The sequence below is a fragment of the Hyella patelloides LEGE 07179 genome, assembly GCF_900659865.1.
GTDB lineage: Bacteria > Cyanobacteriota > Cyanobacteriia > Cyanobacteriales > Xenococcaceae > Hyella > Hyella patelloides.
Genome location: NZ_LR213972.1, coordinates 1 through 12455, shown reverse-complemented (window position 1 = coordinate 12455; position 12455 = coordinate 1). Strand labels below are relative to the sequence as shown.

The following is a 12455-nucleotide window of genomic DNA, read 5'->3' as shown; positions in this document are numbered from 1 at the left end:
TTTAAACCCTTTTATCGAGGTGGTAAGGTGAGTGTTATTGGCGCAATTACAGTCTCTAAAGTGCTGGGGGTGATGACCCTTGATGGTTCAATGGACTCTGCTGCCTTTAAGGTTTATATCTCCAAATGTCTTGTTCCTCAGCTTTGGAAAGGGGCGGTAGTGGTAATGGATAATCTGCCTGCGCATCAGGTAAAAGCTATTGCGCCTCTAATTGAAGCAGTAGGAGCGAGAGTTTTAGAGCTTTCCCCCTATTCTCCAGAGTTTAATCCCATTGAACACTGGTGGTCACAGCTAAAGGCTTTCTTGAGGCAGTTCTCTCCCAGAACTTCCAAAAGGGTTGATACCCTGATTAAAATAGCGATGGATTTAATGAATCCCCAACATCTGCGTAACTGGTTTGCCCACTGCTGCTACTGTCCCTTATAAACCTGCAAACCGCTGTATATTTTTGCCACAGGAGAAGAAAGAGATAATATCCGCAATAATTTTGCTAATTTTGTCGAAGAAGGTATTGCTTTTAATGTTGAAATCTAAATAAAAGCGATCGCTTATTGATAAATAGACATAAAAAAAGGGTCTGATGAAAAGCAATCATACTTCAATATCAAACCCGATGAATAATGTTAACTCGATCCCAATAACCTTCTCTTTCTTTTTTACAATTTACTACCGCATTCAGGACAGAAATTATTTTGAACCGTATTTTCCGCTCCACAATTACTGCATTGAAGGTTCTGCTCTAGAGGAGAGGATTCTTTTTGGGGAATTCCTAGCATTTGAGCATTGCTTTTACCAGGAGCAATCATTGGATAACAATTTTCGTCCTTGGTAACATGAACATCTACTAAAACTGGCCCTTGATGAGCCAACATTTCAGCAATTTTAGTTTTCAATTCAGAGCGATCTCGTATTATCATACCTTTGACACCATAAGCTTGGGCTAATAGTTCAAAATCAGGCATTCCCACTTCCATGTTAGAAGAGGAATAACGTTCGCCAAAAAAGTTTTGTTGCCACTGACGAACCATCCCTTGCCAACCATTATTAATAATGATGGTTTTTACACTGATGCCATATTGAGCTAATGTACCAAGCTCTTGAGGATTCATCTGGAAGCTAGCATCTCCACTGATACAAATCACCTCTTCATTAGGTACGGCTACTTTTGCTCCCATAGCTGCGGGTAAACCGAAACCCATCGTACCTAAACCCGCACTAGAAATCCAACGACGAGGGCCATTTTTGAGGAATTGTGCTGCCCACATTTGATGTTGACCCACATCAGTTGTGCAATAAGCATCAGGTGCTTGCTCTGCTAGTTCTACAATTACTTCTTGGGGAGATAATTGGTTTTCGGGATGGGGTACGAGTAAAGGATAGTCTGCTTTCCAACGGTCTATTTGATTCAACCAGATTTTAGTCTTAGTGGAGTTAACTGGTAGCTGTAACTCTTCGGCGCGAGCTAACAATTTGACTAAAACTTGTTTAACATCTCCAACGATGGGAACTTCAGGAGCGCGATTTTTTCCTACTTCGGCGGGGTCAATGTCAATGTGGATTACCTTGGCGCGGGAAGCAAATTCATCTAGTTTCCCTGTAACGCGGTCATCAAATCTCGCTCCTACGGCAATTAATAGGTCACATTCACTAACTGCAAAGTTAGCATAAGCTGTACCGTGCATCCCCAGCATACTTACAGAGAGAGGATGATGTTCATCAAAAGAACCTAAACCCATCAAAGTTGTTGTCACAGGAATTTGGAATTTTTCAGCAAAGGCGCGAATTTCTTGGTGGGCATTGGCAGAAATTGCACCACCACCAACATAGAGTAAAGGTTTCTGTGACTGTTCGATTAAATCTAGAGCAGCATTAACCTGGCGTAAATTTCCTTTAACTGTGGGTTTGTAACCACTTAGACGAACATCTCCTGGCTCAACAGGAGTATAGTCAAATTCTTCTAAACCAACATCTTTTGGAACATCGATTAATACTGGGCCAGGACGACCAGTACTAGCAATATGAAAAGCTTCAGCGACAATGCGAGCCATATCTTTGGCTTCTCGTACTACGTAGGAATTTTTAACCACAGGGAGAGTAATTCCAAAAATATCGGTTTCCTGAAAAGCGTCTGTGCCAATCGCTGCGCGAGCTACTTGTCCAGTGATTGCTACCATGGGAATCGAATCCAGATGAGCCGTAGCAAGTCCTGTTACTAAGTTAGTAGCACCAGGTCCCGAAGTCGCAAAACAGACCCCCACTTGACCAGTAGCTCTAGCATAGCCGTCTGCTGCATGGGAAGCTCCTTGTTCGTGGCGAACTAGAATATGTTTGATTTCGCCTTTAGCTTCTGAACGATATAGCTCGTCATAGATGGGCAAAATTGCACCACCTGGATAACCAAAAATGTGCTTGACACCATGTCTACGGAGACTATCGATCAAGGCAAACGCACCAGTGCGACGCTGGGGTGTTGAAACAGTCTGATTAGTTTGGGGAATGCTTATAGAAACCACTCTTTGAACCGTTTTGATTTACCTAATGTCTGTATTAATTTCTATTTTAGGAGTTACCGTAGACAATGAAACTCTAAAAAGTACCAATTGTTACTGTTTCCTAATAATAAATTTACTTATATTAGAGGAATTTTTAATTTATGTCGAGAGAGTAAAATGGTTGGAGTGATGATTCTCTCTATTTAGTTTGTTGTATTAGCGATCGCAATTTGCTTTTTTGAGCTACAATCCCTTATTTGTTGGCAAAATCGTACCAACTAAACATTAATCATTTTTCAATATTTCAGCATCGGCAAAGTTTACTTTACTAAATAATCCAACTTCTGCTGTGCCATTTCTAAAGCAGTCAAATCATTTTGCTTTTGTGCGAGGGATTGAGCTTTCTGAAAATCTTGAATTGCTGTAGCAATCTCACCTAATTTTTCTCTAGCAATACCCCGATGGTAGTAACCCAATATCAGTTCGGGGTTTAAAGCTAAAGCACGGTCATAATTTGCGATCGCTTCTGGATACTTTTGATATATACTATAGATTAAGCCTTTGTCATAAAAAGAGTTAGCAGACTTGCGATCGATATTAAAAGTTTTACTTATTTTTGCTCGTTCTTCTTCAACTACAGATGTAATTTCTGTCTTTTGTAAAAGTTGATTAAGTTCGCTATTTTCTTCAGTTTTTTGTAATTCTGATGCCACATTAGAATTTAATGATTCTGCTATAGTTTGGCGATTATCTAATAAAGTTAATTCTGGCTCTTTATTACTATCTAAATTTATATTTTTTTCAGTTGATAGAGGAGATGATGCTTGTGTTTCTGAAACGCTATTGTTTCTTTTTTGTAACATAAAACTTATCATAAATAAGCTTAAAGTGATACCTAAAAAACTAAAAACTTGTATTTGTTTGGTTTTGGAAGCAACCATAATCTAATTTTTTAACACCATTAAATTACTGTTTTCTTATTTTAAAGCCAAATAATGAATAATAGTAATAAATCAAGAATAGATAAACTAGCCTTTCAATTTTGCAAAAAAGAGCTTCTTTTTCCGTATTATTAATTATAAATTGCAACCAATTATTATTAAATATTAATCGATTATGTAAATCTACTAATTGTCAATTAAAACATAATAGTAAAATATACTTAATTAAAACAGAACAACTTAATGTAGTGTTAGTGAAAATACGAAAAATGGTTTTTCTCAATCAAAAAACGCTCAAAAATTTTTATACAGGATGTTGACCATAAAAAGGAATAACCTCTGTCCATTCACTCTTTAATCCCTGCTTCCATTGAGCATAAGCAAGAGATAAAAGACTATCTACCGTATGAGCAATCTCACTAGGAGCTTTTACCAACTGCCAAGGCTGCTCTATTTGAGCTAAAGTTTTTTGCCATTCTTGCTCCGTCACAGTGGTATCCGTTAGGTAATCAGACCAAATTCCTGTTGAAGAAATTTTATAAATAGCAACAAATAATTGTTCGCGACGAGCATTCATTTGCACTGCTACTAAAGAATCAGGTTTAAAGTTACCCAAAGTAGAATGAGCTACAGCAGCTAAAGTAGAAATACCATAAACGGGAACATCTAATTGTTGCCCTAACGTGCGAGCTGCAACAACACCAATCCTTGTCCCAGTAAAACCGCCAGGACCTTTAGCCACAGCAATAAAATCAATATCTTGCCAAGATTGAGGCAATAAGATTTCTTGTAAGTATTTATGCAAAGAAGAAGATAAATCTCGTCCTAAATCCCATATCTGACGGCGACTATCTCCAGCAAAGTTATTTAAAACAATACCTAATTGAGGTGTGGTGGTATGAATTGCTAAACCGTATTTTTGAGATGCAGAGATAGTCATTTTGGTTTTGTTAAGTAATTAGTATGTAGTGCTTTATGTCCGATTTCAGTTGCATTGTATAACTTTTTGCAAAAAACATAAGTTATATTTTTATTCTGTGGGAAAACTATTGTGGAAGGTTTTTCCCTGCTTACAATTCATCATAGAGACACAAGAATCAATTTTCCGCTCGCTTTTGGGAATTATATAGCCAGGTAATTTTCTGCTTTTTTTGATATTCCATACTACAAGCTAACTCAGTGATAATTATGAGTCATAATAGCGATCGCATTATCATGTCTCCTCAACTTTTGCAGTTGGTCATGAATCATATTCCACAAGCCATTTTTTGGAAAGATTGCAGTTCTATTTATTTAGGATGCAACCAAGAATTTGCTCGAGATGCTGGTTTAACTCCAGAAGAAATTATTGGGAAAAGTGACTACGATTTACCCTGGACAAAAGAAGAAGCTGATTTGTTTCGAGATTGCGATCGCCGATTGATGGAGTCGAACACTCCTGAATTAAATATTCTCGAACCCCAGTTACAAGCAGACGGCAAACAAGCTTGGCTCAAAACCAATAAAATTCCTCTACATAACAACCTAGGTGAAGTAATTGGTATTCTAGGAACTTACGAAGATATTACCCAACAGAAACAAACAGAGGAATTATTAAACCAACAATCTTTAGCGATGGATGCAGCTTTAGAAGGAATTGCTATTTTGGCTGAAGATCGCTACATATATCTCAACCACGCTCATGTTGATATATTGGGTTATGAAAGTTCGGCAGAATTAATCGGTCAAACTTGGCATATTCTCTACGATAATGAAGAAAAGAAGCGAATAAAGCGAGAAGTTTTTCCTATTTTAAAAGCTCAAGGATACTGGCGAGGAGAAGCTATAGCTAAACGTCGTGATGGTAGTTATTTTAATCAAGAAATTTCTCTAACACTGGTAAAAAATGGCTCTTTGATTTGTATTTGTCGCGACATTAGCGAACGGCAAACTATATTACAAGATCGCAAAAAAGCAGAAACTAAACTTAAAAAGTCTCTCAAAGAATTAGCTGATTTTAAATATGCGTTAGACCGTTCCTCAATTGTGGCGATTACCGATGCCAAGGGAATCATTACTTATACCAATGAAAAATTTGGTGAAATATCGCAATATTCTCCTGAAGAATTGATTGGTAAAACCCATCGCATCATTAATTCTGGCTATCACGATCGAGCTTTCTTTCAGGAATTATGGCAGACAATTAATCGGGGTCAAATTTGGCAAGGAGAAATTAAAAATCAAGCCAAAGACGGCAGTTACTATTGGGTTAATACTACTATTGTGCCTTTTGTTGACGAACAGAATAAGCCTTTTCAATATTTGTCGATTAGAGAAGATATCAGCGATCGCAAAAATACAGAAATTGCTTTAGCCAACCAATTTTATACTTCTCAATTGCTAGAAAAAGTAACTCAAGCTATTCGTCAAAGTTTAGATACTCAAACCATCTTTAAAACGGCAACTAAAGAAGTCAGACAACTTTTGCAAGCAGATCGCGTAGGTATTTTTCAATTTAAGCCTGATTCTAGCTACCATTGTGGGGAATTTGTTGCTGAAGATTTAGCAGAAAACTTTCCTTCAGCAATGGCAATTCCCGTTGTAGATCGCTGTTTGAGAGATGATTATACAGGAGAGTATCATCCAGGAAAGGTTTTAGCGACTGCTGATATTTACAATGCAGGTTTAAGCGATTGTCACATCACAATTTTAGAGCAATTTCAAATTAGAGCCAATTTAGTCATTCCTTTACTACAAGGAAAAGATTTGTGGGGATTACTCTGCGTCAATCAATGTTCTCAACCCCGTGAATGGCAAGATTCAGAAATTGAATTAGTGCAAAAAATTGCAAGCAGAATGAGTATTGCTCTTTATCAAGCAAAAATATTGGAACGAGAAAGAAAAAAATCAACAGAATTAGAACAAGCTCTCATTCAAGTAAGAACTCAAAAAGAATATCAAGCGAAAATTGCCACTCAGGAAAAAACACTAAATTCTATCATCAGACAAGTTCGTCAAAGTTTAGATGTAGAACGTATTTTTCAAACTACTACTCAAGAAATTAGACAAACTCTAAAATGCGATCAAGTTGCAGTATATAAGTTCACACCCGATTGGCATGGCAAGTTTATTGTTAATTCTGCCGTTCCTAATTTACCTGCTAATGCAAAAATTCCCAGAGAGACAAAGTGGAATGATACTTATTTACAGGAACATCAAGGAGGAAAATATCGTAATTATGAAATCTCTGCGGTGACTGATATCTATCAACAAGGATTTTCTCAATGTCATCTAGCAATTTTAGAAGATTTTCAAGTTCGAGCTTTTTTAATTGTCCCAGTATTTGTGGGCAAAAATCTTTGGGGTTTACTGGCTGCCTATCATCATTTTGCACCAAGAGAATGGCAACAAAACGAAATTAATCTTGTGGAACAAGTTTGCAATCAGTTGGGAGTAGCTTTGCAGCAAGCAGAATTATTACAACAAATGAAGCAAGCTAAAGAAAGTGCAGATGTAGCCAATAAGGCAAAAAGTGCTTTTTTGGCAAATATGAGTCACGAATTAAGAACTCCCCTAAATGCTATTTTGGGCTTTAGCCAATTGTTACAACGGGATAATTCCATCACTTCCCAGCAACAGGAAACCTTGAGTATTATCAATCGTAGTGGAGAGCATTTACTAGAACTGATCGATGATGTTTTAGAAATGTCCAAAATTGAAGCAGGAAAGATTACTCTTAATTACTATGACTTTGATTTAGATCGCTTATTGGAATCGTTGCAGCAAATGTTTTGCCTCAAAGCAGAATCTAAAGGTTTAGAGTTAATTATCGAGCGAGATTCGAGTATTTTTCGCTATATTCATACAGATGAAAGTAAGTTACGCCAAATATTAATTAATCTTCTCAGTAATGCCATTAAATTTACTAAAGTAGGCAGAGTAAGCCTACAAGTATTATTAGTAGATGAAAACCAAGAATTAGAAATAAAAAAACAAACAATAAAGTTTATTATTAAAGATACGGGAGTTGGTATTGCAAAGGATGAAATGGAAAATTTATTTAGTCCTTTTCACCAAACTCAGTCGGGTTTGCAATCTCAAGAAGGTACGGGATTGGGATTGCCTTTAAGTCGCAAGTTAGTTCAATTTATGCAGGGCAAACTGGTTTTGAATTCTGAGTTAGGAAAGGGAACGACTTTGTCTTTTTCAATTCCTATTTCAGAAGCTAAAGAAGTACAAATTATTGCCTCAAAAAAAGAAAGAGTAATCGGATTAGCAGCAAACCAGCCAGAATATCTGATTTTAGTAGTTGAAGATAAATGGGAAAGTCGCCAACTATTGGTGCAATTACTAGAATCGATTGGTTTTATAGTCAAAGAAGCAGAAAATGGAGAAGAAGCAGTTAAAATGTGGGAAAAATGGCAACCCGATTTCATTTGGATGGATATGCAAATGCCAGTAATGGATGGTTATGAAAGTACTCAAATTATTCGCGCCAAGCAACAAGAATTAGCTAAAACTAAAACCAATTCTATTATTATTGCCCTTACTGCTAGTGCTTTTAAAGAAGAAAGAGCAAAAATTATTGCAGCAGGGTGCGATGATTTTATGAGTAAGCCTTTTCAAGAATCGGCTTTATTAGAAAAAATGAAGCAATATTTGAATTTAGAATTTATTTATGAAGCGATTAAAAAGAAAGAGATTACAGAACAAAGCGATCGCCTTTTAAATAGTCAAGATACCTCAGAAATCCTTAATTTACTTGATACTAATTGGATAAGGCAACTACACAATGCTGCTTTGGAATTGGATGAAGATTTAATCTTCGAGTTAGTCGCCGAGATTTCTACTGAATATCGAGATTTAGCTCAAACTTTAACGGCTTGGGTCGATCTTTGTCAATTCGATTTAATTTTAAAATGCACAAAAGAATTAATTTAGTTAATTATTAATTTTTAATTATTAATTGCTATATTTGCAAACATTATCTTTGACGGTAGGAAATGCTGCTGGCTAAGCAGCATATTCCACTCCCGTGTTGACATTTTGGCACTTAAAATACTTTAATAAAAATGAACAAATCAAAACCTAATGAAGCTGTAATCTTAATCATTGATGACAATTTAGATAACCTCAAATTACTTTCTGATATGCTCGAAAAAAACGGTTATAAAACCCGTAGAGCGATTAATGGAAATTTGGCATTACAAGCATTAAATGCTACTAATTTTGATTTGATTTTATTAGATATCAATATGCCAAGTATGGATGGCTATCAGGTATGTCAAAAAATAAAAGCTAACCCTGAATTTGACTCTATTCCTGTAATTTTTATTAGTGCCTTAAATGATGTTTTAGATAAAGTAAAGGCTTTTAAGGTTGGCGGAATTGATTACATTACTAAACCCTTTCAGATCGAAGAAGTCACTGCTAGAGTAGCCAATCAAATAAGAATTAGGAATTTGCAAAAAGAACTAAAAAACCTCAATCAAAAACTTGACAAAAAAAATGAAAAACTACAACTAAAACAAGAAAGTCTTAAAAATTCTCAAGCTATAATAGTTAATAATTCACTAAAAGACCCTATTACTAACCTCAATACAAAAATTGCTTTTATGGGTCAAATCAGGCAAGTAATTAGTAAGTCAAAAGCACACCATATCTACAATTATATTTTAATTGTAATTCAATACGAACAACTGAAAAAATATCAATATCTTTTAAATTCAGAAGAAGAAAATAGATGCGCGGCCTTGATCGCCAAAAAAATCAACAAAGTTATCGGTCAAGATAGTTTTGCTAGTCGTTTAGACGATAATCGATTTGGTATTTTAATTCAAAATATTCCAGATTTGAAGGTTGCGATATCTCAACTACAAACAATACAAAAAAGTTTAAAAATAGATTTTAAAGCCAGTAATTATCAGATTAATCTCGACCCTAACTATGGGATAGTTGTAGGCGCACAAGAATATCAGAAACCAGAAAAATTACTTTATGATGCTCGAATAGCTTTAAACGAATCTTTAATCGAAGGTTACGGTAATTATAAACTATTCAAACCAGAACATAAATATAAAATTGTGCGCGAACTAGAGTTACAAACTCAGTTTAAAAAAGCTCTAAAAGAGCAGATATTTGGCATTCACTATCAACCAATACTATGTCTTTCTACTCAAAAAATTAGTGGTTTAGAAGCAACTATTGATTGGGAATACAATCGCGAAACCAAAATTACTCTAAGACAATTAACACAACTTGCTAGAGAGAAAAATTTACTTGAAGACTTTAATCAGCTTATTTTGCAAACTATCTGCGATCGCTTAAGAAAATTACAAGAAGTTTTGATTTGGCACAATAATTTAGAAGACGACATTACAAGTAACTTTATTATCAAGCTAAAATTAGCAACCGCACAGTTGTTACAGTCAAACTTTCCTCAACAACTGAATACGATTATTACGCAAAAAAATATTGAAAAAGAAGGTATTTTACTAGAGTTTCCCGTTGAAGTATTTATCACTAATTTCGAGCTTGCCCTCAAAAATATAACCGCACTTCAGCAATTAAAGATTAATCTAAGTATCGATCGCATAGGAACCGATCTTATAACTACAATGTGTCAAAATAATTTAGCTATTAAGAATCTAACTATTAATTCTCACTTGTTGCAAGCTTTAGAACAAAAAGACACAGATATTAAAATAAACCATCATCTTATTGAAATTGCTCATAATTTAAATATGAGTGTAACTGCTACTGAAATTAGTAATCCAATGCAATTAGAGATTATCAAACAGCAAGGGTATGATTTTGCTACTGGTAAATATATCAATCAACTTACACAAGACAAGATCAAAGATTTGGATCGAATTAGTTCTTAATCCAAATTCATCAATTCTGTTGCCAAAAACTTAAGTCAATTTGTATTATTGTTACAACTCAAATTAATCCTATAGTCATTTCAATTAATTTCCGTATGCCGATCGATTTTGCTAAAACCGATAATCTTCGTCAGGGCGAAGGTTGATTCGCCCTTATATAATCGTATGGTTTTTATTTGGAATAACTATAAGTTTAATAAACTCAAAAAAAACATTCAAATGAAAATATTTCTAAGTGATTGCTGCCTAAAAAAACAGTTATCTACAGAGTTTTTTTGTCCGTTTTAACTTTTTGCAACAAAACCTAAAAACTACCTTTACTTGAAGTCTAAGGTCAAATAATTTAATACAACATTTAATACAATACCTTTTTCAGGGCATTCAGCAAGAGAATCACATTTTCAGGACGGCTATTGTAACCCATCAAGCCAATGCGCCATACTTTACCCCCTAATTCTCCCAAACCACCAGCAATTTCAATGTTGTATTCGTTCAGAAGTTTTTTCGAGACAGCTTTACCGTCTACGCCATCAGGAATTCTCACTGTGGTTAAAGTAGGCAAACGAATTTCTCGATCTACATGGCATTCTATTTTTAACTCTGCTAAACCTTCCCAAAGTAATTCAGCATTGCGTTGATGGCGTTGCCAACGTTCGATTAAACCTTCTTCTGCTACGATGCGTAAAGCTTCTCTGAGAGCATAATTCATATTAATAGGTGCAGTGTGATGATAAACTCTTTCTGTACCCCAATATTTAGCCAGTAGAGACATATCTAAATACCAATTGGGAACAGGGTTAGGGCGTTGTTGTAATTTCTCTACCGCACGAGAACTCATGGTAAAAGGAGAAGCCCCTGGAGGGCTACCAAGACCTTTTTGACTACAACTATAGGCTAAATCGATACCCCATTCATCTATATGCAAAGGAACACCGCCAAGACTGGTAACAGTATCAACTAATAATAAACAATCGTGCTGCTGACAAAGTTCCGCTACTCCTTCTAAGGGTTGACGTACCCCTGTAGAAGTTTCTGCATGGACTAAAGCTAATATCTTGGGCTTATGGGTTTCAATACCTGCTTTAATTTCTTCTAAAGTAAAAGCATCACCCCAAGTTTTGGTCATTTTACAGACTTTTGCTCCATAGCGACCAGCCATATCCACTAAGCGATTACCAAAGTAGCCCTTAACTCCAATTAAAACTACATCATCAGGTTCAGCCACATTAGCTAGTGTTGCTTCCATCGCAGCCGTACCAGTACCCGCAACCGCAAGAGTCATTTCATTTTCAGTTTGCCAAGCGTAGCGCAACAAATCCTGAATTTCATCCATCACTTTAAGATAAGTGGGGTCGAGATGTCCTACTGGAGGAACACTAATCGCAGATAATACTCTGGGATCTACATTAGCAGGGCCAGGGCCTAAAAGTATGCGGGGAGGCATATCCAACTGAGGAGTTTTTACCCGAAAGCGATCGCTTATTGGTATAGTAGCATTCATAATTATTGGTCATCTATAGTCTTTTTTTCTAACCCCTAAGTTTACTCTTTTGACCAGTAGCAATTACAGTTAACTTGTAGTTTGTTTAAGATTTGTTATCTAATTTTATGTATCTTGTCTTGAGTTATTTGCCTATTCTGCAATTTTGAAAGCTTCTAAACTGGCGTTGGTGAATGCATAATGCTGAGACAAGTTTTTACTGATCTATACTGTTATTCAAAATTATTTCAAAGCTTATAGCTCATAGCCTATAGCTTATAGCTACGAACCGTATTATTTGGGGTGACATTACTTAAATCAGCAACGCCCTAAACTTTATTAAAAAACATTCATTATTAAAATAAGCAATTCCATAAGTCGATCGTTCCTGTAACATTAATTTTATGCTGCACAGTCAAAAATGAATCATGAATACCCTAAAATAAATCCATTGAAGTGAAAAAGTATAGACATAAAGTTCAAAGTATTTTGCACTATAGTCCTAATTATTTACGCTCAGTTATCACTAATTAAGACTAAAAATATCATGATTTTTTTCACTTTATACAATGTTTCTCCTGTACTTAGACTCAGATTATGCAACTTGAGGTTCTAAAATAGCTTCTAATTGCTCAATTCCTTTATGTAGATGGCGAGTTACTGTCATAGGACTAATTCC

The 12455-nt window shown here is 35.5% G+C and carries 7 protein-coding genes and 1 pseudogene; 3 read left to right on the top strand and 5 right to left on the bottom strand.

All coding sequences use genetic code 11. The features are described 5' to 3' along the window. Positions 1-426 (top strand): transposase (locus H1P_RS24230; protein WP_144872179.1); only part of this gene is annotated, 426 nt, incomplete at its 5' end. A 230-nt stretch (positions 427-656) separates the two neighbouring features. Here H1P_RS24230 and ilvB read toward each other — a convergent pair. From ilvB to tsaB, 3 genes are all read right to left on the bottom strand, one after another. Then, positions 657-2513, bottom strand: a complete 1857-nt coding sequence (ilvB, locus tag H1P_RS24225; RefSeq protein WP_144872177.1) for a biosynthetic-type acetolactate synthase large subunit — start codon at positions 2511-2513, stop codon at positions 657-659. Positions 2514-2812: 299 nt separating this feature from the next. After that, the gene (locus H1P_RS24220; RefSeq protein ID WP_144872175.1) at positions 2813-3433 is read right to left on the bottom strand and encodes a tetratricopeptide repeat protein; all 621 of its coding nucleotides are present in this window, start codon (positions 3431-3433) and stop codon (positions 2813-2815) included. 304 nt (positions 3434-3737) lie between these two features. Further along, on the bottom strand, positions 3738-4373 hold the full coding sequence (gene tsaB / locus H1P_RS24215; RefSeq protein ID WP_144872173.1) for a tRNA (adenosine(37)-N6)-threonylcarbamoyltransferase complex dimerization subunit type 1 TsaB: 636 nt from the start codon (positions 4371-4373) through the stop codon (positions 3738-3740). 248 nt (positions 4374-4621) lie between these two features. Here tsaB and H1P_RS24210 point away from each other — a divergent pair, with 248 nt between their 5' ends. Together H1P_RS24210 and H1P_RS24205 are read left to right on the top strand one after the other, a co-directional pair. Beyond that, entirely contained in the window at positions 4622-8353 is a 3732-nt protein-coding gene (locus H1P_RS24210) for a GAF domain-containing protein (protein ID WP_144872171.1), read from the top strand. 131 nt (positions 8354-8484) lie between these two features. Next, complete coding sequence (locus H1P_RS24205; RefSeq protein ID WP_144872169.1) at positions 8485-10296, top strand: EAL domain-containing protein; 1812 nt, start codon at positions 8485-8487, stop codon at positions 10294-10296. 355 nt (positions 10297-10651) lie between these two features. Here the strand turns inward: H1P_RS24205 and H1P_RS24200 are convergent, their stop codons facing one another. Further along, positions 10652-11797, bottom strand: a complete 1146-nt coding sequence (locus tag H1P_RS24200) for a pyridoxal-phosphate-dependent aminotransferase family protein (RefSeq protein ID WP_144872167.1) — start codon at positions 11795-11797, stop codon at positions 10652-10654. A 574-nt stretch (positions 11798-12371) separates the two neighbouring features. After that, a pseudogene (locus H1P_RS39485) lies at positions 12372-12455 on the bottom strand (RNA polymerase sigma factor SigF); the annotation flags it as partial.

Coding starts and splice junctions, on each gene's coding strand:
- H1P_RS24220 (WP_144872175.1), bottom strand. CDS start 3,433: ATGGTTGCTTCCAAAACCAAACAAATACAAGTTTTTAGTTTTTTAGGT.
- tsaB (WP_144872173.1), bottom strand. CDS start 4,373: ATGACTATCTCTGCATCTCAAAAATACGGTTTAGCAATTCATACCACC.
- H1P_RS24210 (WP_144872171.1), top strand. CDS start 4,622: ATGAGTCATAATAGCGATCGCATTATCATGTCTCCTCAACTTTTGCAG.
- H1P_RS24205 (WP_144872169.1), top strand. CDS start 8,485: ATGAACAAATCAAAACCTAATGAAGCTGTAATCTTAATCATTGATGAC.
- H1P_RS24200 (WP_144872167.1), bottom strand. CDS start 11,797: ATGAATGCTACTATACCAATAAGCGATCGCTTTCGGGTAAAAACTCCT.